Origin of the sequence: Melittangium boletus DSM 14713 (assembly GCF_002305855.1) — a bacterium.
GTDB classification, from domain to species: domain Bacteria; phylum Myxococcota; class Myxococcia; order Myxococcales; family Myxococcaceae; genus Cystobacter; species Cystobacter boletus.
The window spans coordinates 2,733,564-2,759,404 of sequence record NZ_CP022163.1 but is presented as its reverse complement, the minus strand read 5'-3'; the positions used below and the strand labels follow the sequence as shown (position 1 = coordinate 2,759,404).

Below are 25,841 nucleotides of genomic sequence, written 5' to 3'. Positions count from 1 at the left end.
GGACTATTCCACCCGGATGACGACCCGGCGGTTGGCGGCGCGCTGCTCCTCGGGGGGGGCCTGGACGTCCACGCGGCGGGTATCGGCGAAACCCCGCACGGACATTCGCTCACGGCCCACGCCACTCTGTTCGAGGGCGGCGCGCACGTTGATGGCGCGCTGCGAGGACAGCTCCCAGTTGGAGGCGAAGCGGGAGGTGCGGATGGGCACGTCATCGGTGTAGCCCTCGATGATGAGCCCACGGCTCGGGAGCGTCTGAAGCATCCGCGCGATGGAGGTGATGGCCGCGGCGCCGTCGGCGCGGATGTCCGCCGAGCCCGAGTCGAACAGGAGCGCGTCCTTGAACTCGATGGCGAGCCCGTCTGACTCCTGGCGCGTGAGCACCTTCTTCTCCAGCCCCTCCTGGGTGATGAAGGTGTCCACCTTCTCCTTGAGCTCTTCCAGCGGCGTGGCCTCGCCCGTGAGCGAGGCGGCCATGCGCTCGAACTGCGCCGTCTTCGGCGGGGACACGGCGAGCAGCAGCACGAAGAAGCCGATGAGCAGCGTCAGGAGGTCCGCGTAGCTGATGAGCCACAGCTCGTCGTCCTGGCCGCCGCCGTGCAGGAGGGCCTGGAGCTCGGGATCCTCCTTCACGGCTCACCTCCCGTGCCAGTGGCGATCTCGGGCACGCTCGCGCCCGGGGTGGCCGGAGCGGTGGCGGACAGCTCGAACAACTTGCGCACGTCCGCGAGCGGCTTGTCCTCGCGCACCAGCACGAGCGCGCGGGTGATGAGCCTGGCCTCCTCCACCGCCACCGTCATGTGCGAGTGGATGATGCGTCCGAGCGGTTGGTAGACGGCGTTGGCGAGAATGAGCCCGTAGAGCGTGCACAGGAGCGCGAGCGCCATGGACGGGCCGAGCTGTTCGAAGCGCGACAAGTCCTTGAGCAGCGCGATGAGGCCGAGCACCGTGCCCACGAGTCCCGTGGCGGGCGCCACGCGCGACAGCGTGCCCAGGACGTCCTCGGCGCGCTTCATGCCGCTCACCATGCAGAAGAGCGAGGTGCTGGCGGTGCTCTCGATGTCCTCGCTGGAGTACTGGCGCACCACGAGCGGCCCGAGCTGCCGCAGGACATCGTGGCGGGCCGCGCTCGCGATCTCCAGCGCGCGGGCCGGACGGCGCTGACGCACCTCGGAGGCGAACTGGGTGAGCGATTCGTAGAGCTCCGCGCGGGAGCGGGCCGCCGAGAAGCGCAGCGCACGGAACACCGCGCGCGCCGCGCCCCCGAGCTCGCTGAACTTGTACGAGGCCACCGTCATGCAGAGGGGCGCGCAGCCGAGCAGCACCAGCGAGGGCACGTGGATGACGCCGCTGAAGCCGCTCGTGTGGCCCTGGGTCAGCGTATAGGCCAGGGTCAGGGCGAGCCCCAGGAGTCCGACGATGAAGTGCATGGGGCTATTCCTCTCCTGCGGCGGTGGTGGCGCGAAGGGCCTCGGCCACGCCCGCGTCCTCGGGGTTGATGGACAGGGCCTTCTCCCAGGCCTGCCGCGCGAGCTTCGGCTGGCCGAGCTTCATGTAGAGCGAGCCCTTCATGGCCAGCAGCCGCGCGTCCTGCGGGTATTCCTTCTCCAGCGCCACCAGCTCGATGAGGGCCAGCTCGTAGCGGCGCGCGGCGTACATCTCCTTCACCCGTGCCACGCCGCCCAGGTAGCTGCGCGTGCGCGAGGCCTTGTTCGCGTCGAGCAGGGGCGCCTCGGCCTTCTTCTCGTCCTCGGCCTTCTTCTCGGCCGCGTCCTTGGGGGCCTGGGCGCCGGCCACGGCCTCCGCCAGCATCTCCTCGTCCGCGGATGTCAGCATCTCCACGGGGCCTCCGCCCGCGAGCGGCAGGCGCACCTCGTAGCCGCCGGTGGCCTCGGGCAGCTCCATCTCCCAGACGCGCCCGTTCTCCGCCATGCGCAGGATGTACTTCTGCGGCGGCGTGAGCGGTGGCTTGCCCTTGCTGGCGCCGGGCGTGGTGCTCGGAGCGGCCGTGCGCCGCATCTCATCGGGCACCACCAGCACCTTGGTCGTGGCCGTGGTCTGGCACGCGGGCAGCGCCGCCACGAGCAAGAATCCCCAGAAGCGTGCGCTCACCATGTGAAACCCATTCCCACCTGCGGGGTCAGCCCGCCAATCGTGTAGGTGCTGTCCGTGCTGCTCGCGAAGGGCACCAGGATGCCGAGGCTTCCCTGCAGGGTGATCCGGTGCGCCATCACGCACTCCGCCTGGGCGTTGAACATGGGCGAGTTGCCCTGCACGCCCGTGAGGAGGAAGCCCACCGAGCCGCCGCCAAAGCAGTTGATGCTGTAGACGTTCTCCTTGTTGATCCGCGAGAGCAGCGTGGCGGAGAGGATGGCGCCCACCATGCGCGAGGGGCTGAGCAGCCCCGCCACCGTGCCGCCCAGGCGCCAGGTGCGCTCCTCGCCAAAGGCCTCGGAGAAGCGGTAGGCGGTATAGGGCGCCCAGATGGAGCCCTCCGGATGGCCCTCGGTGGGGATGATCATCGCCCCCAGGTGCAGCGAGTGGTTGAAGTGGGGCTTCGCGTTGATGCGATCCTCCAGGTCCTTCAGCCGGGCCTCGCGGCTCTGCACCTTGTCCGCCGAGCGGTAGAGCAGCGCCGTGTGGGGGTGCACCCGGTAGCCCTCGGCGAAGAAGATGGAGGCGTCCTCGGCGCGCACCAGCTCCACGTCGAACGCCAGGGCGTTGGGCGCGGTGTGCAGGGTGAGGCTCGCGTTGAGCACCACCTGGGCGTTGTACTTCTTCATCAACCGCTGGAGGTCCTCGCGGCGCGAGATGCCCCGGCGCACCACCCACGCGCCGTCCTCCACCTGGGCGTGCGTGGCGTAGCACTCGTAGCAGCGCACCACCCGCACGTTGGCCGCGCGGTAGATGGCCGAGACGAGCCGCGCCTCGAGGATGCTCGCGAACTCGGGGTTCATGTTGTCCGAGACGCGCACGCGCTCGAGGAGGATGGGGGAGACGCGGTTGGCGCCCAGGCGCGCGATGTCCGCGGCGAACTCGTCGAGGATTTCATCCAACGCGTCGTTGGCGTCCACCTGATCGCCCGGACGCACGAGCCGGCCCTCGCGCGTCTCCAGGCGCACGGGCGGCCGGGGCTTGGCGTAGACGCTGGAGCCCGAGGGCATCTCATTGTCCGGGGGCGGGCTCGCCGCGGTGGGGGACTGGGCCCCCGCGCCGAGCGCCCACAGGAGCCCGGCGAGGAGGACAACGGCTTCACGGCGCATGCGGAACCTCCGTCTTCGCGGGCGCGGAGACAGGGGAGGAAGGAAGGGACTCGCGCGGGAACCAGGCGCGAGCGGTGCCATCGGGCAGGGGCAGGACGAGCAGCGAATAGGGCTCCGGCCATTCCACGGAGAAGCCGGGCGGGGGCAGCATCCCCGGTGGCGCGCCCACCGACACCTGGCCCACCGCCACGAAGGCCTGGGCGCGCTTGCCCTTGGCCGCGGCCTGGGGCGCGCGGTCCTCGAGCGCCGCGAAGAGCGGCGGGAAGGTCTTCTCGTGGCGCGAGTGCACGCCCTGGCGCATCGCCTCCAGTTGCCGGGTGAGCACCGGACGCCAGCGCGCCTCCGTCAGGTCCGCGCTCGCGGTCACCAACGCCTGCGCGAGCGCGAGCACGATGCGGTCCACCTCGTCCAGGTCCTTCACCGCCGCGCGCTCCTGCTGGCGCAGCGTGAGCAACCGCTCGATGGCGCGCGCGAGTCCGGCCGCGTCGTCCGTGGCGAGCGCCACCTCGGCGCGCAGCGTGTGGCCGCGGGCCCGGCTCGGGGTTCCGGGTTCCTTGAGCAGCCGCTCGGACACGTCCAGCGCCAGCCGCACGTTGCCCGAGTCCAGGGCGAGTCCCCCCAGGGTGGCCAGCCGCTTGCCCAGTCCCGCCGCGGGTCCGAGGTCGCGCAGCAGCGCCAGGGCCTCGGGGCCGAGGCCTCCCCGCGTCAGCGAGGCCAGGGCGATTCCGCGCAGGGCCTCGGCCAGGGGATCCTGCGCTCCGGCGAGCGCGGGGAAGACGGAGGCCCAGCCTCGCGCGAGCGCTTCCCACTCCCCGAGTGCCTGCTGGGCCAGGGCCCGCCGGTAGAAGACCTCCCGCCGCGGGGGCACCTCGGCCGGGGGCGTGGTGACGCCGGGCCATGCGGCGTAGGGCTCGGTGAGCGCGAGCACGTCCTTCCACCGTGCCTCCTGGGCCATGTGCGCCGCCGCCTGGACGAGGATGGGCAGGCGTTGTCCGGAGAGCGCGGGTTCGTGCGCCAGGCGCTCGTACTCCGAGGGCGGTTCGAGCCCGAGCGCCAGTCGCACCAGCTCGCCGAGGGGCCGCAGCTCGTCTCCCAGCGTGGCGGGGCTCAGCCGCCGCGCCACTTCCCGGGCCTCGTCGGTCCGTCCACGCGCGAGCAAGCGCGACGCCTGATGGTAGAGCAGCCGCGCCGACGGCTCGGGCTCCAGCGCCGCTTCCAGCTCCTTCATCAGCTCGGGGGTGAGCAGGCTCAGCTCATCGGCGTCCGGCACGGGCTTGTCACAGGACGAGGGCCGCAGCCGGAACTCCAGCGTCTCGTTGCTCCAGCGCTCCTCTTCCAGGGGCCAGCGCAGGACCTCGTCCTGGGGCAGCGTGGCGGCGCGCCGGAAGAAGTCCGGGGCGAGCACCTCCCGCCACAGCGTGGGGGCGGTGGCGGCGGAGGGCCCGAGTCTTCCCCGGCGGGCCTGCTCCAGGCGCAGCAGGACACGCGGGGCGTACGGGGCCCCCCCGGCGGGAACGGGCGCCAGGGGCTCGCAATTGAGGAAGGGGACCACGTCGGCGAAGAGCCGGCGCTGCTCCGTCTCCATGGGTGTCGCGGGCGTCTCGGCCAGCCGCGCGACCAGCGCGTTCATGTCCCTCGCCCAGAAGGGGGGGGCGTAGGGATTGGCGGAGAGCACCCCCGCCAGCAGCGCGGCCATCACAGCACCACTCCGAGCGTCAGCGTGGGCAGCACCCCGAGCGACAGCAGGCCCCGGCTGCGCTGCTCGAAGGAGAGGACGGCGGGCACGTCGAGCTGGGCGTGGAAGCGGGGGCCCAGGCGCATGAGTACGCCGGGGCCCGCCATGGGCGAAGGACTCACGCCCCGGTCGGTGATGAGCAAGCCCAGGTGCCCGGCGAGCTGGAAGTCGAAGTGCACGAGGCGGCTCTCGCCGACGAGCACCTTGCCGTAGCCGAGCGTCTGCCTCCACCCGGCGGCGAGCATCGCCACGGGGCGGTGCGCGTCGGGCACGAGCCCCGTGCCATCGAACACCTCCGCTCCGGCCGCGCCGAGGCGCGAGAGGAAGAAGGCGAGCTTGAGCTCCAGTCCTCCGGACTCCACCGGGTACCAGCTCCCCGAGGCGACGAGGCCCGGGTTGGAGTAGTAGTCGCCGCGCGACAGGTAGCCCAGGCCTCCGGTGGTGAACACGTGGCCGCGCTTGAGCAGCAACCGCCGCTCCACGCGCACGGGCTCGCCCTCGGTGCCGGGGGTGGCCGGAGCGGGTTGCGCGGCCAGCACGGCGGCGAGCAGTCCGGTGAGCATCATCGGGAGTCGCCCTGCAGCGCGCAGAGGGGGGTGGTGTTCCACACCAGGAGTTCATCGTCCGGAGGCGTGGGGTAGAGCCGGTCGCAGTTCGCGCGGCACACCTCCATCGTGAAGCGGAGCGTTTGCGCGGCGGGCTTCTGGGTCCGCGGCACCGGGGGCGGGAGGGTGGAGAGGAGCACCTGGATGCGCGGAGGGCGCGCCGGGTCCACCTTCACGGCCTGTCTGCCGTAGGTGAAGCCGATGCCCTTCAGGTTGGACGGAGCCGTGCAGCCCTTGAACTCGCGCACCGAGAGGAGCTCCTGGGGGGTGAGGAGGGGGTAGCCCTCTGGTGGAGGCGTTTCGAGCTGGAGGAGCGGCAACTGCGCCCGGGCGGCCTCCTCGAGGCTGGCGGTCAGGCGCGGGTCGGCGCTGTAGGTCCAGGGGGAGACGTGATCGAAACCGAGGCCCTGTCGCACCTCCGGGGTGGTCAGGGCCCAGAGCAGCGCGGGTCCCGAGTACCAGCTGCGCAGCAGGCTGAGCTGGGACTGGAGCTCCAGGGGCAGGGGCAGGTTGACGTTGTTGAAGTAGAAGAGCACCGGTTTGATCCGCCCCGCCCCGAAGCGCCGCTCCGCCTCGCGCAGCCCCGCTTCGTAGTCGGTGAAGCGCAGCATCCGTTCGCGCTGTTGTCGGCAGTCAGGGGAGAGATCCTGGACCGCCATCTCCATGCCCTGCCGCCCCGCGGGCAACAGCGTGGTGCTCAGGGTGTTCTGGAGCCGGGACTTGATGCGGGCGCACTCGGAGGCGTCCGGGAGGTTCAAGTCGAAGAGGATGCCATAGACGAGGGGCGTATCCTGGAGGGCCACGGTCTGCTCGCGTTGGAGCAGTTCGAGTTCGGGCGGGTGGGGGTCCACGAACTGGGACTCACAGCCGGTGAGGAGCGCTCCCACGAGTGCCAGCACGCCGAGCACCCGGCCGGGCGACCCGATTCGTCTTTCCCATTCCGTGCGCTTCACGTGAACGACCACTCCCCCGCTTCGCCTCCGGCCTGGGCAAACGCCCATTAACCGCAACCGGCTCCCGTCTGTAAAGGGCCCCCTCGCCTGCCCTCGGGAGCCGTGACTCCCGGTGAGGAGCCAGACAGGCGTCCTCCCGGCCGCTCCGACCCGCTCCGTGGTTGTCGGGCCCCTCGGGATTCCCAATCTTGTTCCGGAGGAGAGAACCCATCCATGAAGCTCGCCCGCCTGTATGTCCTATTGCGAGTCGTCCTGCTCCCGGCCCTTCTCGGGCCCGTCACCGGCATGTCCGAACCCCGCTCCCCGGAGGCGACGTCGTCCATCGCGAATCTGGTCGAAGGCGTGAAGGACTCCGTCGTCAACGTGGACGTCCAGGCCCGCGCGGCGGGCTCCGAGGACTTCTTCGAGAAGTTCTTCGGCATGCCAGGAGGGGGCTCGGGGGGCTCGGGGCTGGGAGAGCCCGATCCGCACGAGCGCATCCGCCAGGGCGAGGGCTCGGGCTTCATCATCGACCCCAACGGGCTCATCCTCACCAACAACCACGTGGTGGAGAACGCCATCTCCATCCGCATCCGCCTCAATGATGGCCGGCAATTCGATGCCCGGGTGCTCGGAAGGGATCCGCTCACGGACTTGGCGTTGCTCAAGCTCCAGGGGGATGTGAAGAACCTGCCCGTGGCGCGGCTCGGCGACTCGGACGCCGTGCGCGTGGGCGACACGGTGGTGGCCATCGGCAATCCGTTCGGCCTCACCTCCAGCGTCAGCGCCGGCATCCTCTCGGCCCGCGCGCGCGACATCCAGTCCGGTCCCTACGACAACTTCCTGCAGACGGATGCCGCCATCAATCCGGGCAACTCGGGAGGACCGCTCTTCAACGTCCGGGGCGAGGTCATCGGCATCAACACCGCCATCGTCGGCGGCGGCTCGGGCATTGGCTTCGCGGTGCCCTCCAACATGGCCCGGGCGCTCCTGCCCCAGCTGGAGAAGGGGCAGATCCACCGGGGCTGGCTCGGGGTGGCGGTGCAGGACCTGACGCCGGAATTGGCCCAGGCACTCCACGTGCCCGTGACCCAGGGGGCCATCGTCACCGACGTGCAGCCCGGCACGCCGTCCGCCGCCGCCGGATTGAAGCGGGATGACATCCTCACGGCCATCGACGGCCAACCCATCGAATCCTCGCGGGGGCTCACCCGGGAAATCGGCTTCCGCCAGCCCCAGGAGACCCTGACGCTCACCGTCTACCGCGGCGGCAAGGCGCGCGAGGTGAAGGCGAAGCTCGGCGAGCGTCCGGACCTCGAGGGCACCACCCCCGCGCCGCCTCCCGAGGAGCGCTCGGACACCGGCCACGAGCTGGGGCTGAGTCTGCGCGAGGCCGATCCCCGCCTCACGCCGGGGGTGAAGGGCGGGGCCCTGCTGGTGGACGTGATGCCGGGCTCACCCGCCGAGCGTGCCGGCCTGCAGCCCGGCATGACCATCACCGAGGCCGGGGGCAAGCCGGTGCGTGGACCGGAAGCGCTCTCCCAGGTGATCAAGGCCCAGAAGCCGGGCTCCGTGCTGCTGCTGCGCGTCCAGGTGGGCAAGAGCCTGTTGCTGCGCGCGCTGCCCATCCCCGCGAAGAGGTAGGGCTTCGTGGGCGCCCTCTCACCCCGGCCTGGGAAAGGTGGCCAGGGTCAGGGTCTCGGGGGGCGCGGGGAGTTCCCGGGGCGCACGGGACTCGCCGCGCAGGTAGCGCCAGCCGGTGCCATCGTGCTGGAACTCCGAGCGCTCCACGAAGGAGCGATCCCGGCCCTTCTCGAAAACGTGCGCGTGGAAGAGCACCACCGCCGTGCCCCCCACGTCCGCGAGCTGGCGATCCAACACCTGGAGGCGCGGGTACTTGAGGGCGCTGGCCTGGGCGCGCACCTCGCGCAGGAAGTCGTCCTTGGGGCGCGCGCGGTCCGGGTGCTCCGGGTGCAGGGTGCGCCAGAGGTATTCCACCTCGCGCAGGGCGAAGGCGCTGTAGCGCGAGCGCATGAGGGCCTCGGCGTCGGGGGCCTCCGCGGCGCCGGAGTGGTAGCGGCCACAGCACGCGCGGTAGCGCAGGCCCGAGGAGCAGGGACAGAGGGGGGCAGGGGGCATGGGGTGTTCCCGGACGACAGGGCGCGTGTGAAGGCCCTTGCTGGCCCGCAGGCTAGCGCATAGATGCCTGTGCACCGCATGAGTCTTCTCCAAGCCATCGTTCTCGGGCTCGTCCAGGGGCTGACCGAGTTCCTCCCCATCAGCTCCACCGCGCACCTGCGCATCGTCCCCGAACTGTTCGGCTGGCCGGATCCCGGCGCGGCCTACTCGGCCGTCATCCAGTTGGGCACCGTGGCCGCGGTCCTCCTCTATTTCCGCAAGGACCTGGTGGTCCTCTCCCGGGCCTTCTTCGAGGGGTTGCTCAAGCGCGCCCCCATGGCCACCGCCGAGTCGCGCCTGGCCTGGTTCGTGCTCGTGGGCACGCTGCCCATCGGCGTGTGCGGCCTGGCCTTCAAGAAGACCATCGAGACGTCGCTGCGCTCGCTCTACGTCATCTCCGCCAGCCTCATCGTCCTGGCCATCATCCTCTTCATCGTCGAGCGGCTCGCGTCCCACAAGCGCACCCTGGCCGACATGGGCTGGCGCGATGGCATCGTCGTGGGGTTGTGGCAGGCGCTCGCGCTCATTCCCGGCGCCTCGCGCTCGGGCACCACCATCACGGGCGCGCTGTCCCTGGGGCTGCGGCGCGAGGACGCGGCGCGCTACTCCTTCCTGCTGTCCATTCCCGCCACGTCGCTCGCGGGCCTCTTCGAGCTCAAGCACCTGCTGGAGGCCACCGAGCGGCCCTCCACCGCGGCGCTCGTGGTGGGCACGCTGGTGGCCTTCGGCTCGGGTTGGGCCGCCATCGCGTGGCTGCTCAGCTATCTGCGCAGGCGCTCCACGATCGTCTTCGTCTTCTACCGGGTGGGCCTGGGCCTGCTGCTGCTGGTGTTGCTGCGGGCGGGGGTGCTCCATCCCCAGTCGGGCCTCGAGAACACGGACACCCCGAGCCACCCTCTCCAGACGCCCGTGGAGAGGCAAGTGATGGAGTAGACCCGCATGCATCCGCTCTTCGACGCGCTCGAGACCCATCTGGCCACGCGGCCTTCCCGGGACGTGAACCTGCCGGGGATCGTGTTGCGCGAGGCGGCGGTGCTGGTGCCCCTGTTGCTGCGGGATGAGCGGCCGCACGTGCTCTTCACCAAGCGGCCCTCCACGCTGCGCCATCACGCGGGGCAGTACTCCTTTCCCGGGGGCTCCCGCGATCCCGAGGACCCGACACCCCTGCAGACCGCGCTGCGCGAGACGCGCGAGGAGCTGGGCATCGACGTGTCGGGCGTCCGGGTGCTCGGCTCCCTGGATGAGGTGCCCACCGTGGGGGGCTCCGGCTTCCGCATCCGCCCCTTCGTGGGAGTCGTCCCCCAGGGGGTGGAGTACAAGCCCAACCCGGACGAGGTGGAATACATCATCGAGGTGCCCCTGGCGCACCTGATGGACCCCTCCTTCCACCGGACCGAGCCGCGCAACTCGCGGGGCATGGTGTACGAGGTGGATTTCTATACCTGGGAGACGCACGTCATCTGGGGCGCCACGGGCCGCATCCTGCGCGACCTGGTGCTCCTGGCCTCCGCCCTGTCCCCGCCTTGAGGCGCCCGCCGGCGAGGGGGGAGTCCCCCTTCACGCTTTGACGACCGCGTCAACCGGGCCGACCGCAGGTGTAGAAGGCCATCCCGGGAGTGAGAGGGAGTGCTAGGGAATAAGAATTTTCTGGCGGGGCCTTCCAGCGGGGATGAGGGGGTGCCTGCCCAGAGACGTTCCCGGGGGATCCTGTGTGGTCGCTATTGCTCGCACCCGGCCACATCGTGGATGGTGCGGTTGCCGCGCGTCGTCTCGTCTTCGTCCTGAGCGCTCGTCGCCTGTGGTTCGTTCTCTCCAGGCACGAGGAGCCCGCCTCCGGGGGAAACGCGAGTCCACGTACCGGTGTGGCTCGGAGCCCGCATGGCCAGGATTCTCATCGTCGATGACGAAGTACATGTGGTCGGTGCTCTCCGCCGGTTGTTGCGGCGTGAGGGCTTCTCCATCGAGGTCGCGCTCGGGGGAGAGGAGGCCATCGAGAAGCTCGCGACCTTCCCGGCGGATGTCGTCATCTCCGACTTCCGCATGCGGGGGATGAACGGCCTGGAGCTGCTCGGCCAGGTGCTGCGCATCGCGCCCACGACCGTGCGCGTCCTCATTTCCGGGCACGCCGACCTGTCCTCCGGCGGCCCCCAGGCGGGCATCATCTCCCACTTCATCAGCAAGCCCTGGGATGATGATCGCCTCATCGCCGATGTCCGGGCCCTGCTGGGCGCCCAGGGCACGCCGACCTGACGGGACGGGCAGCGGTCGCTCGCTCCCTGTCCCCACGGGCACTGGACTCGTTCGAGCACCAAAATAGAATGTCCGGGTCGAAGTGAACCCGGGTCTGGACTGTTGGTCCGGGGATTCCATCGAGAGGATTCCCCGCATGGCCTTGGTCTCCCCCCGAGACGTGGACGCTTCCAGGACGGAGGACGCGGAGCTGCTGGCGGGGGCGCTGGCCTGTTACGCCCGTCTGTCGCGTGCCCTGAGCTCGCCCCGTTGGAAGGGGCTGCTGCGCTCGCGGGGGGATGCCCTGCGGATGGCGCTGGAGCTGGAGCCCCGGGTGCGGGCGCTGATCGAACGCTCGAGCCCCCGGGCCTCCCGGGTGTTGCGTGCGCGGCGGCGGCGGTTGGAAGCGAGGGCCCGGCGGCGGCTCGCCCGTCTCTCGCGCTGGGAGGGTCCGTCCCTGGGCGCGGTGCTGGAGCGGCTGGAACTGCTCTTGAGCGAGCCCCGGCCCCTCCCCCCTGGATGTGACGAGCCGGTGCTGCTCGAGGGCAGCCAGGGGTGGCGTCAGCTGCTCTCCTGGCCCGGCACCTGGGTGTTCGCGCTGCTCGTGCTCGCCAACCGCCACCTGGTGATGGGCTCCGCTCCACTGGTGCTGGCCTCGGGTGGGGCGCTCGTCGGCTTCTTCTACCTGCGCTACGCGGGGCGCTTCTGGCTTACCTCCCAGCGGCTCGTGTGGAAGCCGCGCCTGGGCGAGCCCGTGCAGGTGCCGCTCGCGTCCATCGCCCCCGAGGGCATCACCGCGCTGCCGGCCTGGGGCGAGGTGCGGGTCGAGGGGGCGCGCACCCTCACTGTGCGCCACGTGGGACAGGCGGGCCGGTTGGCGGCGTTGTTGGATCTGCACCGGCGGGCGCCCTTCCTCGGCGGGGTGGACGGCACGCCCCGCGTGAACGAGGTGTCCGTGCTCCCCGCGCGGCGGACGAGCGGTGGAGCGGGGGCGGAGCGGGGCGTGGCGGTGCTGCGGCCCGGTTACGCGGCCTTCCTGCCGGACAGCCGCTCCGCCGAGGTGTTTCGCGGCCTCACGGGCCCCCGCGTCCGGATGCCCGAGGCGGACATCACGGTGGCGTTGCTGGTGGAGCACCTGCGGTTGCTGTCCGAGTCCGATTTCGACGCGTACCTGCGGCAGGCCGTGTTCTCCAATGGCGGCGAGCTGTGGCCCGCGGACGAGGTGGGCCCGGGCGCGACGACGGAGGCGGGGCAGGTGTGCCTCGTGGGGGCCCGGGGCGTGGGCATGGAGCTGCGGCCCGACTCCGCCCAGGCCGAGGCCACGCACCGCATCGTGAGCCGGTGGGTGGCCTGAGCCGCCACGCGGGACGTCCAGGATAGGCTTCGGGTCATGTTCCCGAGCCCCTGGCCGCCTGGTCTGTTGCTCCTCTTGCTCGGCGCGTCCGTCTCCGCGGCGCCCGCGCTCCACGTCGAGCGGCTCGACAATGGCCTGGAGGTCGTCGTGGTGGAGCGCCACGACGTGCCCCTGGTGACGGTGGAGCTGGCGGTCCGCGCGGGCGCGCAGGTGGAAGGCCCGGAGGACAATGGCCTGTCGCATCTGTGCGAGCACCTGCTCGCGCTGCCTGATTCGAGCCGGGAGCTGCCGTGGCCTCCCGGCGTCCGTTACAAGGCATTCACCTCGGTGGAGGTGGTGGATCTGCACTTCACCGCGACGCCGGAGCTGCTGGAGGGCGGACTGACGGTCCTGCGCGAGCGCCTGCGCTCCCCGGGTCTCTCTCCCGAGGACGTGAAGCGCGAGTCCGCGGCGGTGTTGAAGGAGATGGAGCTGGTGGCATCCCGGCCCGACGACGCGCTCTTCCGCGCGAAGCTCGGGCGCCTGTGGTGGAAGCACTCCTCTTATAAGGATCAGCTCGGCACCCGGCGGGCGGTGTCGGAGGCCACGCCCGAACGGCTCCAGCGTCTGCTGGGCCGCTACTTCGTTCCCAACAACAGCCTGCTGGTGATCTCGGGGGACGTGGGAACGGGAGACGCGCTCGCCCTGGTGCGGCGCGTGTTCAGCGGCTGGAAGCGCCAGCCGGAGCCCTTCGAGGCCTTCCCCCCGGTGGTGCACCCTCCGTTGCCGGGGCGTGAGGTGGTGTTCGTCCGGCGGCCGGTGGACAAGGTATCGGGCGGGTTCGACTGGCACGGGCCCTCGGCGATGGGCGCGGGCGCGGAGCTGGCGCCGGCGGCGCGGTTGCTCGGCGCGCTCACCTCGGCCGGGTCGTCTCCCTTCCAGCGGGCGGTGGTGGGCTCGGGGGCGTGTGTCTCCGCGCGCTTCGGGTGGTACCCCCAACGCAACGTGGGTCCGCTCGAGCTCTCCTTCGAGGCCGCGCCCGAGCGCGTGGATGACTGCGTCCGGGCGGTGCTCGCCGAGCTGGGGCGATGGAAGACCCAGGGCTTCTCGGAGGAAGCGCTGGGCGAGGGCGTCCGTCAGCTGGCCATCGAACAGGCCTATACGCGCGAGCGGCCCTCGAGCTTCGCCCGGGACATCTCCTTGGGGTGGTCCGTGGCGGATGTCCCCACGTACCTGTCCTCCCTGGAGGACGCGCGCCGGGTGCGGCCGGAGGAGATGGCGCGCCTGTTGGACACGTACGTGCTCGGCCAGCCCCATGTATTCAGCGTGATGGTGCCGGAGGCGGAGGCATGGCGGCGGCTCGACGAAGCCCACTTCACCCGGTTGTTGGACGAGGCGGTGACCCGATGAAGCGCTGGTTGGGCGGAGTGGTGGTGGGGCTGCTCGCCGCGTGCGCGACGCCCGGGACGCCTCGACCGGCCTCGGTGAGCGCGCCGGTGCTCGTCACGAGCGGGAACGTCACCGAGGCGGACGTGGACGGAGTGAAGGTGCTCATCAAGCGCGTTCCCGGCGCGGAGCTGGTGGCCCTGCGGTTGGACATTCAGGGAGGGGCGCTCAACTGGGACCGGGAGAGCGCGGGCATCGAGGCCCTGGCCTGGGCGACGGCCGTGTCTTCTCCGGACGTTCAACGGCGCCTGGACGCATCGGGTGCCCGCCTCTCGTCCGAGACCGGAGACGCTGCCTCCGCGCTGCTCGCCAAGTGCCCGCGCGAGGCCTGGACGGACACGTTCTCGCTGCTGCGAGACGTCTTCCTGCACCCCACGCTGTCACCCGAGGACGTGGAGCGGCAGCGCACCCGGCAACTCGCCGCGCTGTCGGATGCGCGCGAGAACCCACGGGCTCATGCCCTGGAACTCGTGCGCCAATCCCTCTTCGAGGGGCAGCCGGCGGAGCTTCCGCCCCTGGGCACGGAGAAGACGGTGCGAGGGCTCACGCGTGACGCGCTGGAGGCCCACCTGGCGAAGCTGCGCGAGCGCCACCGGCTGCTCCTGGTGGTGGTGGGGGACGTGGCGCCCGAGGACGTCCTGCGTCAGGCGCATGGCTTCTTCGCGCGAGTCGAGCCCGGAATGCCTCCTGGCATCGCTCCTCCGGCGCCACGCTTCGAGCGGCCCGCGGTGCGGCTGGAGGCGCGGCGGTTGCCGACCGACCAGCTCTTGAGTGGCTTCCTTTTGCCGGGATGGGACGCGCCGGACTTCGCCGCGGCGCTGGTGGCGGTGACGGTGCTCGACGAGCGGATCTTCGACGAGCTGCACATGAAGCGGCACCTCGCGTACTCGGCGAAGGCGCTGTTCGACGTGACACAGGCACGTCCCTGGGGCCACTTCGCCGTGCCGACGCGGGAGCCTGGCGCGGTGATGGCCGTGCTAGTGGCGGAGGCGCGGCGCTTGCGCGAGGAGACGCTGTCACCCGAGTCCCTGCGCGACTCCATCGCCCGGTTCAACACGCTCTTCCTGATGGCGAACGAGTCCTTGGACAGTCAGGCGGCGATGTTGTCGCGAGCCCAGCGCTACGCGGGAGACTGGCGACGGGCGAGGGACTTGCCAGTACGCCTGAAGGAAGTGACGCCGGAGCAGGTGCGTGCCTTCGCGAATCAATACCTGCGCAACCTGCGCACCGTGCTGCTGGGGGACACCGCGAAGGTGGAGCCCTCCGTCCTGGAATCGCTCTGACGACTGCCTCGTGGTTCCTGTCGCGAGGCCGCGTCAAACTCGTGGCATGAGCCGAGCGATGTCCGGAGCGTTGGCGTTGTGTGTGTTGCTGGTGACGGGCTGTGCGACGACGAGGCGGGTGACGTTGGAGACGGGGCGGGGAGAGTCGCGCGTCTACACGCCCGTGGAGAGTCGGCCGGTGGAGGTGGGAGAAGCCGCCTTCCGGCAAGCGGTGGCCGAACTGGTACTGGACATGAAGTGGGACGTGGCGCTGGAGCCGTCCGGACCGGAGGGGCGGCACCTGTGGCTGGCCTCGGCTGGAGGCGTGGTGGCCGGCGCGCGAGGGAGTACGACGTCCTCTCTTCGGCTGTGCGAGCCCACCCAGGAGCCCGACGAATGCCCGAGCCTGCACGCGGAGGGACTGACGGAGCGGCGCATCCGGGCGCTGTCCTTCGCGCTCGACACGGTGTGGGAGGGCGTCGAGGGGACGGTGGGGGAGGTGATGAATCCCGCCGCGCTCAGGGCGATGGTCGTCTCGATGATAGGAACGGCGCTGGTGATGTTGGTGGCACCCGAGCCGGTGACGAAGTTCGCGGCCCTGGCGCTGACGGCGTGTCTGGTGGCCTACCTGGGAGTGGGTCCGGTGTGGAACATCGGGCGGGCGTTCTCGAGGCTCATGGAGGAGAGTGAGCGCGCGGAGAACGAGGGCGCGTTGAAAGCCGCCGGACATCGCTTTGGACGGGTGTTGGGAGACAACGGAGCGCGGGTGCTGGTGGTGGTGGCGTTGACGGCGCTGGGGGGAAAGACGGCGATGGCGGCGCGGGGGCCGAGGATGCCCGGCTTCACGCAGGCGGCGGCGAGGGCCCAGCGCGAAGGAGGATTCCTGCTACCAGGAGTGTTGGCGGGAGAGGTGCGGTCGATTGCTCTGCCAGCGGAGGGAGTGCTCAACGTGGTGCTGGCGCCGACGGCGGTGGCGGCGGTGGCCATGGGGCCTGGAGGAGGCATCCAGGGAGACCCGGATGGAGAGGTGCACCACATCTGCACGGACAAGAACGAGGTGTCCGATGCCTCGGGCGGCCCGTGGACTCCGGCTTTCGAGGATGTATTCCGGCGCGCGGGAATGAAGCTGAGCGACCCGGCGAACCAGGTGCGCATTCGAGGGCACAAAGGGCCGCACCCTCGTGAGTATCATCAGGAAGTTCTTCGGCGGATACAGTTCATGATGCGAAATTGTCGAGGCACTGCCTCATGTCGAGACGCATTGGTTGGTGAGCTATCCCAAATCGCGAAGGAACTCACGACCGCGGGGACGAAACTGCGGAAGCTCATCACCAGGAATCCCGAAGCATGACTTCAGTATCGGATCGTCTTTTCTTCGAGCTTGATTTCGACGTCTATGTGCCGGGGCGCTGGTATCTCGCGGAGCCGATCAACCTCGCGGGGCAAGAGGTCGAGGACATTTGGACCTTCACCGAAGGCAGGTCGATCGAAATCCGGGAAGCACTCAGGATTCCGCTCTCCCGTCCGGGACGAGCCCTGGATTTCGACAAGACGACGGTTGCTGGAACGCCTATCGTCAGCGAGCGGGTCGCTATCGTGTTGCGCGAGCTGGCTCCCCAGGACGTACAACTCTTCCCGGTCGAGGTTGAGGGGCGAACCGAACCCTACTTTCTGCTGAACGTGGCACGGACCATTCTGTGCATCGACGATGCGGCGTGTGACGAGGCTCGCCTCTGGATGCCAGAGGATGGTCGGCCGGAACTCGTCGGGCAATACCATGTCGTCACGGGTCTTCGCATCGACGTGTCGAAGGTCGGAGACGCCCGCGTGTTCCGGCCCTGGGGCTACTGCCCGCCGATCATCGTGGACCGGGAAATCAAAGACGCCTTGGAGCACGCGGAGATAGCGGGCGCGGTATTCAGGGATGTCACCGCCCCTCGGCGTTCTGTTTAGGACTACCTGCGCAACCTGCGCACCGTGCTGCTGGGGGACACCGCGAAGGTGGAGCCCTCCGTCCTGGAATCGCTCTGACGACTGCCTCGTGGTTCCTGTCGCGAGGCCGCGTCAAACTCGTGGCATGAGCCGAGCGATGTCCGGAGCGTTGGCGTTGTGTGTGTTGCTGGTGACGGGCTGTGCGACGACGAGGCGGGTGACGTTGGAGACGGGGCGAGGAGAGTCGCGCGTCTACACGCCCGTGGAGAGCCGTCCGGTGGAGGTGGGAGAAGTCGCCTTCCGGCAAGCGGTGGCCGAGTTGGTGCTGGACATGAAGTGGGACGTGGCGCTGGAGCCGTCCGGACCGGAGGGGCGGCACCTGTGGCTGGCCTCGAGTGGGTCCGGTGTGGAACATCGGGCGGGCGTTCTCGAGGCTCATGGAGGAGAGTGAGCGCGCGGAGAACGAGGGCGCGTTGAAAGCCGCCGGACATCGCTTTGGACGGGTGTTGGGAGACAACGGAGCGCGGGTGCTGGTGGTGGTGGCGTTGACGGCGCTGGGGGGAAAGACGGCGATGGCGGCGCGGGGGCCGAGGATGCCCGGCTTCACGCAGGCGGCGGCGAGGGCCCAGCGCGAAGGAGGATTCCTGCTACCAGGAGTGTTGGCGGGAGAGGTGCGGTCGATTGCTCTGCCAGCGGAGGGAGTGCTCAACGTGGTGCTGGCGCCGACGGCGGTGGCGGCGGTGGCCATGGGGCCTGGAGGAGGCATCCAGGGAGACCCGGATGGAGAGGTGCACCACATCTGCACGGACAAGAACGAGGTGTCCGATGCCTCGGGCGGCCCGTGGACTCCGGCTTTCACACGTTGGTTCAAGCGGGCGGGAATGGAACTGAGCGACCCGGCGAACCAGGTTCGCATTCGAGGGCACAAGGGGCCGCACCCGCGCGAGTACCACGAGGAGGTTTTTAGACGTCTCCAAGCTGTCATGAACCGTTGTCGGAATACGGCTCAGTGCCGGACTGAATTGGTTGACGAACTCACTAGGATCGCGAAGGAACTCACGACGGCGGGAACGAAACTGCGGAAGCTCATCACCAAGAATCCCGAGGCTTGAGACATGGCGAAACGATTCTTCGACATGAGGATCGATGTGTATGTGCCGGGACGTTGGTATCTGGATGATCCCCAGGACCTCTCCGGTCAGGAGGTGGAGGACATCTGGGCGTTCACCGATGGAAAGCCCGTGGAGGTGCGGGATCGATTGCGGATCCCCATCTTCCAGCCTGGCAAGCCGTTGGATATCGAATTCGCGGGAGCGGGACAGGCACCCATTGTCAGCGAGCGGGTCGCCGCCGTGTTCCGCGAGTTGGCTCCCCAGGATGTTCAACTTTTCCCGGTCGAGGTCGAGGGACGAACCGAACCCTACTTCCTGCTGAACGTGGCGCGAGAAGTCCGGTGTATCGACGATGCGGCGTGTGACGAGGCTCGCCTCTGGACGCCCGAGGATGGTCGGCCGGAGCTTGTTGGGGAGTACCACGTCGTCTCGGGTCTTCGCATCGACGTGTCGAAGGTTGGAGACGCCCGCGTGTTCCGGCTCTGGGGCTGGCATCCGCCGATCATTGTGGATGGAGAGATCAAGGACGCGCTGGAGCGAGTGGGCCACGAGGGTGCGATATTCAGGGCTGTCACGGGTCCCAAGGAAGCCATGCAGGAAGACGACTCACGGCAACCACCGCATGGGAATCCAGAACTGCTGCGGCGGGTGGGCGAGGCACGGGAAGCCGCCTTCCTCGCGCTGGGCGAACTGGAGGAGGAGTCCATCGTCCCCATCATTCCAGAGGGCGAAGCCTGGCCGAGCGGTCGACAGGCATGGCGAATCATCCATCGTTCTGGAGGGCGAACCGTGTGCGTCACCGATGGGCTGTCGGACCCCTTTTCGGACCAGACGGAGCCATCGACGGGCTACGGCATCGAGCTGGCCATCGAGACGGATGAGCCAGTGGATGAGGATGGAGGTTGGTTGCTCCAATTGCTACGCCGGGTGAGTGGTGAAGTGCTCGGACACGAGCGGCTGCGTGTGGCTCTGAGCAAGGGCGCCATCTCGATGGAGGTCCCTGGCGAGGGCATGCCGGAGTCCCTGGTGACGAAAGAGGGGCGGGTGGGCGCGCTGGTGGGGATGGGAGAGAGAACTCTTCCTGACTCCTTTTCCACGCCAGCGGGTGATGTGCGCCTGCTCATCGTCAAGGCGTTGTCGCCCCAGGAACTCGCGTTCCTCCTGGAGCACGGACGCAAGGAACTGCTCAAGCGCTTTGCGCGGGGTGACGACAACCACCTCTCACGCGTTGGTGGGAAACCGATGGTTTGAGAGACGCCGCACGCGTCGTATTGGTGGGAATAGGCCAAACAGGCAACTCAGCGGAACGCGTCGACGACATCCACGGAGGCAATAGGGAATTCGAGGATGGCGGTCCCGGGTTTCGACTCGGGACGCTTCCTGAGATTGTTTTCGCTCAGGCGGACGACAGCGCAAATGGGGAACTTCTCACTGGCTGGCGGCTGCGCTTCATAATACCGGATGACGACCTGGGGTCCTCCCGTCCAGACCTGCCCGTACAAACGGGTCGTGGTTTCGAGCGTTCCGAACTCTTCCTTCAAAAGGCTCTCGATAGGTCCATCGTAGAGCGTGATAGGCGTCGACTTGATTTGATTGGCGTCGAGTTCAATCCATGCGGAATCCCCGATCCGCAACTGGAGTGCGCGCATGATCTTCTTCGCGTCTTCTGGACACGCTTGGGGACTGGGCGTTCCGTCTGCCCGGAGCGTCACACCACCGCTCGTGGTCGCGCAGCCGAAGGACGGACAAAGGAGGAGGACGAAACCGAGCCAACGCGTTCGGGGGGTGAACATGCCCAGCAGTCCTACTTCCGAAGCAGCCGGTGGTCCATCATGACAAGCACCTGCTGCAACCCATCTTCACGAAATATCTCCAGCGCCAGATCGACGATGCCCTCTTTCAACGAGAAGGCACTCAGATCCGCCACGACCGCGATTCTCCCCGATTGCCCGTTGATGATTTCGGCCCGATCCATGCGAATCGCGAAGGGTCGAGCGGTGCGCGAGGAGAGATCGGCTGTCAGCCGGGCCTCGCTGAATCTCCACGGATCGTTGTTGGACGTGTTGGAGAGTTGCACCACGACCGCTGCTTTCCCGGGCCCGGAGAAGAGATCGACGGTGATGTCCATGCCCTCGTTCTTCAGGACGACCCTTCGCTCCTTGCGAAAGGGCGTTTTTCCCACCTGCCCATGGGCGAGGAGCGTGGCGAACGCGTGGTCGAGCGAGTTCTCCTCCTTCTTCAACCGCGCGTTCTCGTCTTCCAGGCGGAGCGGTAGGGACTCGCGCATGGCCGGACCCACTTAACAAGGCGGGTCGGGTGCGTTCATGCCGCTAGCCGTCGTGCGGTGTTCCGCGGAGGGTCAGAACTGGAAGTACACGTAGGGGCGCGTCTCCACGGACGCGAGGTGGCGCACGCCCAGTCCCACCGCCACGAGCACCACGGCGCGCACCGGCACCGGCATGCGCACGAAGAGGGTGCCCGCCTGGTGGAACCAGCGCAGCGGCGTCACGTGGCTCACCGCCGCCACCGCGAGCATCACCCACACGAGCGTGCTCACGTTGGCCAGCCCCGTGCTGCCCTCCAGCAGCCGCTCGTACATCTCCCCGGCGTGCGCGAGCGTGGGCGAGCGGAACACCACCCGCGTGAGCACCACCACCAGGAACGTGGCCAGCATGCCGAAGCCCGCGCGCACCAGGGCCACGGGGCCATGCTTGGGCGGCTTTCCCGTGAGCCACCACCACACGCGGATGCCACACTCCATGGCGCCGTGCGCGAGCCCCCAGATGGCGAAGCGCCAGTCCGCTCCGTGCCACAGGCCGCCCAGCCCCATCACCACCATCAGGTTGAAGAGCGCCCGGGGCTTGGACACCCGGTTGCCGCCCATCGGCCGGTACAGGTAGTCGCGCAGCCACGTGGACAGGCTGATGTGCCAGCGGCTCCAGAACTCGAAGAGGTTCGTCGCCAGGTAGGGCCGGTTGAAGTTCTCCTCGAACTTGAAGCCGAAGAGCGCCGCGGTGCCAATGGCGATGTCCGAGTACGCCGAGAAGTCGAAGTACAGCTCGAAGCTGTAGGCCACCGCCGCCACGAAGCACTCGGCGGAGGTGTACGCCTCCGGGGTGGCGAACACCGGATCCACCAGCCCGCTGCCCAGCACGTCCGCGATGACGAGCTTCTTGGCCAGGCCCACGGCGATCCGGTACAGCCCCTGGCCTCCCTGCTCGGCCGTGAGCGAGGGCACGTCGTCGAAGCGCTCGATGAGGTGCGAGGCGCGCACGATGGGGCCCGCCACCAGGTGCGGGAAGAAGAGCAGGTAGAGCAGGTGCTCGAAGTACGTGTGCTCCTTGGAGATCTCCCGCCGGTAGTTGTCGATGACGTAGCTGAGGGCCTGGAAGGTGAAGAAGGACAGGCCCACGGGCAGCAGCAGGCCGAAGGGCTCGGCCCGCACGGGGACGCCCAGGGGCTCGAGCAGCACCCGGGCCGACTCGCGGAACAGGTCCGCGTACTTGAAGGTGCACAGCACCCCGAGCGTGCTGACGATGGAGAAGGTGAGCAGCGCGCGGCGCACGCCGTCGGAGCGCGAGCGCCGCATGCCCTTGACGCACAGGTGGTTGATGCCCGTGGCCGCGGCGAACAGCAAGAGCGGCAGCGGCGTCCACATCGAATAGAAGAGGAGGCTCGCCACCATCAACACGCCCAGCCGCGCCCACTTGTGCTGGCTCACCGCCCAGTAGAGGACGAAGGTGGCGGTGAGGAAGAACAGGAACTGGAGGCTGTGGAAGTACACGTCAGCGGCCTTCCGAGGCGAGGGCGGGGGGCTGGGCCTTGAAGGACTCGTAGGCCGCGAGCACGTCCGTGAGCAACTGGCCCGCGAGCTGTTGGTAGCCCTCGGGCGTCAGGTGGGTGCCGTCCGCGTGGCCCTTGCCGTCCTTCCGCCAGCGCAGCATGCCGCGCTCGCCGCCCATGGCGGCCCGGGCGGACCAGTACGCGCAGCCCTGGTCGCGCGCGACCTCGGGGAGCACCGTCACCACGGTGGCCAGTCCCGGCGTGTCCTCCCACGTTCCATCCGCGCGCTGCTGCTGCCGGTCCGTGGTGCCGAGCACGAGGCATTCGGCGCCGCCCGCGTCCTGCTTGAGCCGGGAGATGAGGGCGCCGTAGTCCGCGCGCAGCGTGGGGCCGTCCAGGTTCCCGAGGCCGCTCTCGTTGGTGCCGTACCAGAAGACGAGCAGCTGGGGCTTGCGCGAGGACAACTGCGCGGCGAGCGCCTGGGGCTCCATGCCGGCCACGGTGGCGGCGGTGGCGCCCGGCAGGCCCACGGCGTCATAGGTGACGCCGCGCTGCTCCAGGTCCATCGCCGCGCCGAGCACGGTGATGGGCCCGCCGCCCGCGTTGCTCACGGACAGCAGGTGGGCGGGGCCGGAGACGGGGAAGGAGCGGATGCGCACCGTGGGGGTGGTGAAGGGCTCGGGGGGAGGGGGCTCGGGCGGGAGGGGCGCGCCGTCCACCTTCACGTCCATGCGGCCCGCTCCGGGCCCGTCCAGCCAGTAGAGGGAGAGCCGCGCGGCGGGCGTGACGGCGGAGGGGCACCCCTCGCAGAAGCGGATGCTCCACTCGGCGCCGGGAGCACCCACCGCGCGCACGCCACTCAGGCCCCAGGCCTGTCCGGGCGCGGGGTTCTGCAAGGCGTCCTCCACCGTCCAGTCCCCCGTCAGCTCGCGCGAGACGCCCGCGGGAGCGAGCCGCTCGGAGGCCCGGCCCGCGGCGATGAAGCCCCGGCCCGCGTCGCCAAAGCGCTTCGTCAGCGCGCCGCGCAGGGCATCGGTGAAGTAGTGCGAGGCCGTGTGCGAGGCGCCCATCTGGAGGATGCCCAGGCGCGAGCCCTCGCCCTTCTCCAGCGCGAGCAGCCGCGTGAAGGTGGCGTTCAGGGCCTTGTCGACGTTCTGGAGGCCCGCGGGGTCCACGAGCGCCACGCGGGGCGGCGCGTTCGCGGCCCAGGCGCGCTGGATGGCCAGGTCGAAGAGGTGCCCGAGCAGGTTGGAGCCCTTGGCGCGCGGGTGGATGAGGTCCGCGTTGAGCATGCCGGCGGACAGCCACGGGATGGAGGAGCCCTCGCCGCCCATGGCGTCGAGCGCGTCCCAGTAGGCGCAGCCGCCCTCCCGGGCCACCTCGTGGAAGATCTCCGCCACGGCGCGCGAGCCCCGGCGCGGCACCAGCTCTCCGCCGAGCGTGCGCACCGCCGCGTCGATGGGCGACCAGACGAGGCACGCGGCATCCGGCACGGACTCGCGCACCCGCTTGACGAGCTGCTGGGCCTCCTCGCGGATCTCCTCGGGCTTCGTCCACTCGCGCGAGAGGCGGAAGGCCTCGTTGCCGCCGAACATGAGCACCACGAGCGCGGGCTTGCGCTGGCGCATCTGGGCGCGGAAGTAGGGCGGATGCGCGCGCAGGAAGACGCCCGCGTAGGCGCCCGGCAGGCCCAGGGTGTCGTACACCACGCCGGGCTGCCCGTTCTCCAACGACACGCCGTGCAGCTCCACTTTGCCGCGCGTCTTGAGCGTCAGTGTCCGGGCGCCCTCGGGCAGCTTCACCCGGGCGGAGGCGACCTCGGCGGGCGTCCAGCGCGTCTGCACGCGTTGCAGCGGCTTGCCGTCCACGAGCACCTGCAAGGAGCCGCCCCCGGGTTGGGCGAGGAAGAAGATCTCCGCGCCGCGTGCGTCCTCCACGGAGAAGCGCACGTCCTGGGAGCTGTTGACGCCCGCGGCGAAGGCGACGCCGGTGAAGGGCAACCGGTCCCTCGGCGGAGCGCGATCGATGACGCGGGTGAATTCCCAGCCCGGGGAGGCCTGGCCCGCGCGCACGCCGCGGCCGGAGCGGGTGGGGCGGTCGACGTAGAGGAAGCCCTTGCCGCCCGAGCCATGGCGCTCCTGCAACCGCTCGCGCACCACGTCGGTGATGTGGTCCGAGGCGATGAGCGAATCGCCCAGGTGCTCCACGCGCACGGGGGCGGTGCGGCGGCCCTCGCGCAGGGCCCGCAGCGCGTCGAAGAAGGGCGCGAGTCCATTCTCCTCGCACCCCGAGGGCCCCATGCGTCGGCAGCCGAGGTCCAGGTCCACGTGCCTGGCGCCCATCTTCTCGCGCAGCGCCTCCATCCGCAGGGCCGAGGCCCGCGTCGCGGGGCCCAGGTCGGCGAGCCCCAGCGTGTCGGTGGTGGCCACGGGGGCGGATGGGACGTCCGGGGAGCCCGTTCCCGCGTCGGGCTCCTGGACCTCGGCCAGCGGCTCCTCGGGTTCTTCCTCCTCGGGAAGGTCGGGCACCTCGGGCGAGTGCGGGTCTCCATCGGGCTCCACGCCCACGGCCTTGCGCGTGGAACCGGCACTGGAGGTGGAGACGAGCGCCCACAGTTGCGGCCCCACGGGCCCCCGCGCGAGGCTGGGGATGGGACGCAACGCCTCCGGCACGGGGGCGAGCGACAGCCCTACCGCGAGCGCGAGCGTCAGGGCGAGCGTCAACCCGACCGATGTGTGCTTGGACTCCAACGCGGTCGGCATGAGACTGGCTTTTCATGACCGGGTCAAAACTCCGGCTCAAGGTCGTGGGGCGGCCAGGGGGACGAGCCCCTGGCGGGCGGCGCGCGAGACGCTATGTTGCGCCGTCCATGGCACTCCATCCCGTCATCATGGCCGGTGGTTCCGGCACCCGTTTCTGGCCCCTGTCGCGCAAGGCGCGGCCCAAGCAGTTCCTCCCCCTGGCCTCCAAGAGCCCGCTGCTCACCGACACGGTGTCGCGCCTCAAGGGACTGGCCTCGGTGAAGGACACCCTCATCGTCTGCGGTCCCGTCCACGCGAAGCAGGCGGCCAGGCTGGTCAAGGGCCTGCCCAAGGCGAACCTCCTCGTGGAGCCCGTGGCGCGCAACACCGCGCCGGCCATCGCGCTCGCGGCGCTGGCGGTGGCGGCGAAGGACCCGGAGGGCATCCTGGTGGTGCTGCCCTCGGACCACCACGTGGCGGACGCGAAGGGCTTCCGCCAGACGCTCACCGAGGCGGCGCGGGTGGCGGCCTCGGGCCACCTCGTCACGCTGGGCATCAAGCCCCACCGTCCGGAAACGGGCTATGGCTACATCCAGGTGGGCGAGCCCCTCGCGGACGGAGGCCGCCAGGTGAAGGCCTTCCGCGAGAAGCCGGACCCGGAGACGGCCCGGCGCTACGTGGAGTCGGGCGAGTTCCTGTGGAACGCGGGCATCTTCATCTTCCGCGCGGACGTCATCCTGGCGGCCTTCGCCGAGCACATGCCGGAGATGACCAAGGGCCTCGAGGCGCTGCGCAAGGCGGTGGGCAAGCGCACCTGGGCGGGCGTGCTCAAGCGCGTCTTCCCGAAGCTGCCCTCGGTCTCCATCGACTATGGCGTCATGGAGAAGGCGAAGAACCTGGCGGTGCTGCCGGGGGACTTCGGCTGGTCCGACGTGGGCTCCTTCGCCGCCATTCCCGAGGTGCGGCCCGCGGACGCGCACGGCAACGTCGTCTCCGGGCCCGAGTCGGTGCTGGTGGACTGCAAGGGCTGCGTGGTCATGGGAGACAAGCGGCCGCTCGCGCTGGTGGGGCTCACGGACATGGTGGTGGTGGACTCGGGCGACGCGGTGCTCGTGGTCCCCAAGGACAAGAGCCAGGACGTGCGCAAGGTGGTGGAGGCCCTCAAGGCCCGCAAGCGCGACAAGTTCCTGTAGCCTTTCGGGCACTTCCGCCCGGTCTCGCGGCCCTCGTTTTTTCAGGGCCGGGTTTGTAGAAATGACGGGCCGGTTTCACCCCGGGTCCCGTCCGCCT

General features: G+C 69.7%; 23 protein-coding genes and 1 pseudogene. 12 read left to right on the top strand and 12 right to left on the bottom strand.

Annotation, left to right across the window (positions count from 1 at the left end; genetic code table 11):
• Nucleotides 1–3: 3 nt before the first annotated feature.
• Genes MEBOL_RS11430 through MEBOL_RS11400 form a run of 7 tightly spaced genes read right to left on the bottom strand, consistent with a single transcriptional unit; the run spans nucleotide 4 to nucleotide 6,556 of the window.
• Entirely contained in the window at nucleotides 4–633 is a 630-nt protein-coding gene (locus tag MEBOL_RS11430) for an OmpA/MotB family protein (protein WP_095977455.1), read from the bottom strand.
• Nucleotides 630–1,430 carry a MotA/TolQ/ExbB proton channel family protein gene (locus MEBOL_RS11425; protein ID WP_095977454.1) on the bottom strand — a complete coding sequence of 267 codons (801 nt, stop codon included), beginning with the start codon at nucleotides 1,428–1,430 and terminating at the stop codon, nucleotides 630–632. The genes MEBOL_RS11430 and MEBOL_RS11425 overlap by 4 nt, the downstream gene beginning before the upstream one ends.
• 4 nt (nucleotides 1,431–1,434) lie before the next feature.
• Nucleotides 1,435–2,115 (bottom strand): tetratricopeptide repeat protein, encoded by a 681-nt coding sequence (locus tag MEBOL_RS11420; protein ID WP_095977453.1) that lies wholly within the window; start codon nucleotides 2,113–2,115, stop codon nucleotides 1,435–1,437.
• Nucleotides 2,109–3,263: a hypothetical protein gene (locus MEBOL_RS11415; RefSeq protein WP_095977452.1), complete on the bottom strand. Its 1,155-nt coding sequence runs from the start codon at nucleotides 3,261–3,263 to the stop codon at nucleotides 2,109–2,111. The genes MEBOL_RS11420 and MEBOL_RS11415 overlap by 7 nt, the downstream gene beginning before the upstream one ends.
• Nucleotides 3,253–4,959 (bottom strand): hypothetical protein, encoded by a 1,707-nt coding sequence (locus MEBOL_RS11410; protein ID WP_095977451.1) that lies wholly within the window; start codon nucleotides 4,957–4,959, stop codon nucleotides 3,253–3,255. The genes MEBOL_RS11415 and MEBOL_RS11410 overlap by 11 nt, the downstream gene beginning before the upstream one ends.
• Nucleotides 4,959–5,564 (bottom strand): porin family protein, encoded by a 606-nt coding sequence (locus MEBOL_RS11405; protein WP_095977450.1) that lies wholly within the window; start codon nucleotides 5,562–5,564, stop codon nucleotides 4,959–4,961. The genes MEBOL_RS11410 and MEBOL_RS11405 overlap by 1 nt, the downstream gene beginning before the upstream one ends.
• Nucleotides 5,561–6,556: a hypothetical protein gene (locus tag MEBOL_RS11400; RefSeq protein ID WP_157774889.1), complete on the bottom strand. Its 996-nt coding sequence runs from the start codon at nucleotides 6,554–6,556 to the stop codon at nucleotides 5,561–5,563. The genes MEBOL_RS11405 and MEBOL_RS11400 overlap by 4 nt, the downstream gene beginning before the upstream one ends.
• Before the next feature lie 213 nt (nucleotides 6,557–6,769).
• On the opposite strand from MEBOL_RS11400, the gene MEBOL_RS11395 reads away from it, so the two are divergent.
• Nucleotides 6,770–8,179, top strand: coding sequence for a Do family serine endopeptidase (locus tag MEBOL_RS11395; RefSeq protein ID WP_095977448.1), 1,410 nt, complete (start codon nucleotides 6,770–6,772; stop codon nucleotides 8,177–8,179).
• Between the two features lie 18 nt (nucleotides 8,180–8,197).
• Here the strand turns inward: MEBOL_RS11395 and MEBOL_RS11390 are convergent, their stop codons facing one another.
• Nucleotides 8,198–8,674: a YchJ family protein gene (locus tag MEBOL_RS11390; RefSeq protein ID WP_095977447.1), complete on the bottom strand. Its 477-nt coding sequence runs from the start codon at nucleotides 8,672–8,674 to the stop codon at nucleotides 8,198–8,200.
• Nucleotides 8,675–8,752: 78 nt separating this feature from the next.
• Here MEBOL_RS11390 and MEBOL_RS11385 point away from each other — a divergent pair, with 78 nt between their 5' ends.
• The 10 genes and pseudogenes from MEBOL_RS11385 (at nucleotide 8,753) to MEBOL_RS11340 (ending at nucleotide 19,278) form a co-directional block, all read left to right on the top strand.
• A complete protein-coding gene (locus MEBOL_RS11385; protein ID WP_095982715.1) occupies nucleotides 8,753–9,646 on the top strand; it encodes an undecaprenyl-diphosphate phosphatase in 894 nt (297 codons plus the stop codon).
• Between the two features lie 6 nt (nucleotides 9,647–9,652).
• Nucleotides 9,653–10,240: a CoA pyrophosphatase gene (locus MEBOL_RS11380; RefSeq protein WP_095977446.1), complete on the top strand. Its 588-nt coding sequence runs from the start codon at nucleotides 9,653–9,655 to the stop codon at nucleotides 10,238–10,240.
• A gap of 351 nt (nucleotides 10,241–10,591) precedes the next feature.
• Nucleotides 10,592–10,963: a response regulator gene (locus MEBOL_RS11375; RefSeq protein WP_095982714.1), complete on the top strand. Its 372-nt coding sequence runs from the start codon at nucleotides 10,592–10,594 to the stop codon at nucleotides 10,961–10,963.
• A 136-nt stretch (nucleotides 10,964–11,099) separates the two neighbouring features.
• Nucleotides 11,100–12,296, top strand: coding sequence for a hypothetical protein (locus MEBOL_RS11370; RefSeq protein ID WP_095977445.1), 1,197 nt, complete (start codon nucleotides 11,100–11,102; stop codon nucleotides 12,294–12,296).
• A gap of 36 nt (nucleotides 12,297–12,332) precedes the next feature.
• Nucleotides 12,333–13,685: a M16 family metallopeptidase gene (locus tag MEBOL_RS11365; RefSeq protein ID WP_095977444.1), complete on the top strand. Its 1,353-nt coding sequence runs from the start codon at nucleotides 12,333–12,335 to the stop codon at nucleotides 13,683–13,685.
• Entirely contained in the window at nucleotides 13,682–15,004 is a 1,323-nt protein-coding gene (locus MEBOL_RS11360; RefSeq protein ID WP_170115491.1) for a M16 family metallopeptidase, read from the top strand. Before MEBOL_RS11365 ends, MEBOL_RS11360 begins: the two co-directional genes overlap by 4 nt.
• Nucleotides 15,005–15,062: 58 nt before the next feature.
• Nucleotides 15,063–16,334, top strand: a complete 1,272-nt coding sequence (locus MEBOL_RS11355) for an AHH domain-containing protein (RefSeq protein ID WP_245919665.1) — start codon at nucleotides 15,063–15,065, stop codon at nucleotides 16,332–16,334.
• The gene (locus MEBOL_RS11350) at nucleotides 16,331–16,936 is read left to right on the top strand and encodes an imm11 family protein (protein WP_095977441.1); all 606 of its coding nucleotides are present in this window, start codon (nucleotides 16,331–16,333) and stop codon (nucleotides 16,934–16,936) included. Before MEBOL_RS11355 ends, MEBOL_RS11350 begins: the two co-directional genes overlap by 4 nt.
• A 136-nt stretch (nucleotides 16,937–17,072) precedes the next feature.
• Nucleotides 17,073–18,027 (top strand): annotated as a pseudogene (locus MEBOL_RS43610) (AHH domain-containing protein).
• Between the two features lie 3 nt (nucleotides 18,028–18,030).
• On the top strand, nucleotides 18,031–19,278 hold the full coding sequence (locus MEBOL_RS11340; protein WP_170115490.1) for an imm11 family protein: 1,248 nt from the start codon (nucleotides 18,031–18,033) through the stop codon (nucleotides 19,276–19,278).
• 47 nt (nucleotides 19,279–19,325) lie between these two features.
• On the opposite strand, the gene MEBOL_RS11335 is transcribed toward MEBOL_RS11340, so the two are convergent.
• From MEBOL_RS11335 to MEBOL_RS11320, 4 genes are all read right to left on the bottom strand, one after another.
• Nucleotides 19,326–19,676 (bottom strand): hypothetical protein, encoded by a 351-nt coding sequence (locus tag MEBOL_RS11335; RefSeq protein WP_342747760.1) that lies wholly within the window; start codon nucleotides 19,674–19,676, stop codon nucleotides 19,326–19,328.
• A gap of 155 nt (nucleotides 19,677–19,831) precedes the next feature.
• Nucleotides 19,832–20,314 carry a DUF2381 family protein gene (locus MEBOL_RS11330; RefSeq protein ID WP_095977439.1) on the bottom strand — a complete coding sequence of 161 codons (483 nt, stop codon included), beginning with the start codon at nucleotides 20,312–20,314 and terminating at the stop codon, nucleotides 19,832–19,834.
• 72 nt (nucleotides 20,315–20,386) lie between these two features.
• Nucleotides 20,387–21,811, bottom strand: coding sequence for an MBOAT family O-acyltransferase (locus MEBOL_RS11325; RefSeq protein WP_095977438.1), 1,425 nt, complete (start codon nucleotides 21,809–21,811; stop codon nucleotides 20,387–20,389).
• Between the two features lies 1 nt (nucleotide 21,812).
• Nucleotides 21,813–24,572 carry a GDSL-type esterase/lipase family protein gene (locus tag MEBOL_RS11320; protein WP_157774888.1) on the bottom strand — a complete coding sequence of 920 codons (2,760 nt, stop codon included), beginning with the start codon at nucleotides 24,570–24,572 and terminating at the stop codon, nucleotides 21,813–21,815.
• A 107-nt stretch (nucleotides 24,573–24,679) separates the two neighbouring features.
• Here MEBOL_RS11320 and MEBOL_RS11315 point away from each other — a divergent pair, with 107 nt between their 5' ends.
• Entirely contained in the window at nucleotides 24,680–25,744 is a 1,065-nt protein-coding gene (locus MEBOL_RS11315) for a mannose-1-phosphate guanylyltransferase (protein WP_095977437.1), read from the top strand.
• Nucleotides 25,745–25,841 lie beyond the last annotated feature (97 nt).

What these genes read in the sequence shown, in the direction of transcription:
- MEBOL_RS11425 (WP_095977454.1), bottom strand. Translation starts at nt 1,430, where the DNA reads ATGCACTTCATCGTCGGACTCCTGGGGCTCGCCCTGACCCTGGCCTAT.
- MEBOL_RS11420 (WP_095977453.1), bottom strand. Translation starts at nt 2,115, where the DNA reads ATGGTGAGCGCACGCTTCTGGGGATTCTTGCTCGTGGCGGCGCTGCCC.
- MEBOL_RS11415 (WP_095977452.1), bottom strand. Translation starts at nt 3,263, where the DNA reads ATGCGCCGTGAAGCCGTTGTCCTCCTCGCCGGGCTCCTGTGGGCGCTC.
- MEBOL_RS11410 (WP_095977451.1), bottom strand. Translation starts at nt 4,959, where the DNA reads ATGGCCGCGCTGCTGGCGGGGGTGCTCTCCGCCAATCCCTACGCCCCC.
- MEBOL_RS11405 (WP_095977450.1), bottom strand. Translation starts at nt 5,564, where the DNA reads ATGATGCTCACCGGACTGCTCGCCGCCGTGCTGGCCGCGCAACCCGCT.
- MEBOL_RS11395 (WP_095977448.1), top strand. Translation starts at nt 6,770, where the DNA reads ATGAAGCTCGCCCGCCTGTATGTCCTATTGCGAGTCGTCCTGCTCCCG.
- MEBOL_RS11390 (WP_095977447.1), bottom strand. Translation starts at nt 8,674, where the DNA reads ATGCCCCCTGCCCCCCTCTGTCCCTGCTCCTCGGGCCTGCGCTACCGC.
- MEBOL_RS11385 (WP_095982715.1), top strand. Translation starts at nt 8,753, where the DNA reads ATGAGTCTTCTCCAAGCCATCGTTCTCGGGCTCGTCCAGGGGCTGACC.
- MEBOL_RS11380 (WP_095977446.1), top strand. Translation starts at nt 9,653, where the DNA reads ATGCATCCGCTCTTCGACGCGCTCGAGACCCATCTGGCCACGCGGCCT.
- MEBOL_RS11375 (WP_095982714.1), top strand. Translation starts at nt 10,592, where the DNA reads ATGGCCAGGATTCTCATCGTCGATGACGAAGTACATGTGGTCGGTGCT.
- MEBOL_RS11370 (WP_095977445.1), top strand. Translation starts at nt 11,100, where the DNA reads ATGGCCTTGGTCTCCCCCCGAGACGTGGACGCTTCCAGGACGGAGGAC.
- MEBOL_RS11365 (WP_095977444.1), top strand. Translation starts at nt 12,333, where the DNA reads ATGTTCCCGAGCCCCTGGCCGCCTGGTCTGTTGCTCCTCTTGCTCGGC.
- MEBOL_RS11360 (WP_170115491.1), top strand. Translation starts at nt 13,682, where the DNA reads ATGAAGCGCTGGTTGGGCGGAGTGGTGGTGGGGCTGCTCGCCGCGTGC.
- MEBOL_RS11355 (WP_245919665.1), top strand. Translation starts at nt 15,063, where the DNA reads ATGTCCGGAGCGTTGGCGTTGTGTGTGTTGCTGGTGACGGGCTGTGCG.
- MEBOL_RS11350 (WP_095977441.1), top strand. Translation starts at nt 16,331, where the DNA reads ATGACTTCAGTATCGGATCGTCTTTTCTTCGAGCTTGATTTCGACGTC.
- MEBOL_RS11340 (WP_170115490.1), top strand. Translation starts at nt 18,031, where the DNA reads ATGGCGAAACGATTCTTCGACATGAGGATCGATGTGTATGTGCCGGGA.
- MEBOL_RS11335 (WP_342747760.1), bottom strand. Translation starts at nt 19,676, where the DNA reads ATGCGCGCACTCCAGTTGCGGATCGGGGATTCCGCATGGATTGAACTC.
- MEBOL_RS11330 (WP_095977439.1), bottom strand. Translation starts at nt 20,314, where the DNA reads ATGCGCGAGTCCCTACCGCTCCGCCTGGAAGACGAGAACGCGCGGTTG.
- MEBOL_RS11320 (WP_157774888.1), bottom strand. Translation starts at nt 24,572, where the DNA reads ATGCCGACCGCGTTGGAGTCCAAGCACACATCGGTCGGGTTGACGCTC.
- MEBOL_RS11315 (WP_095977437.1), top strand. Translation starts at nt 24,680, where the DNA reads ATGGCACTCCATCCCGTCATCATGGCCGGTGGTTCCGGCACCCGTTTC.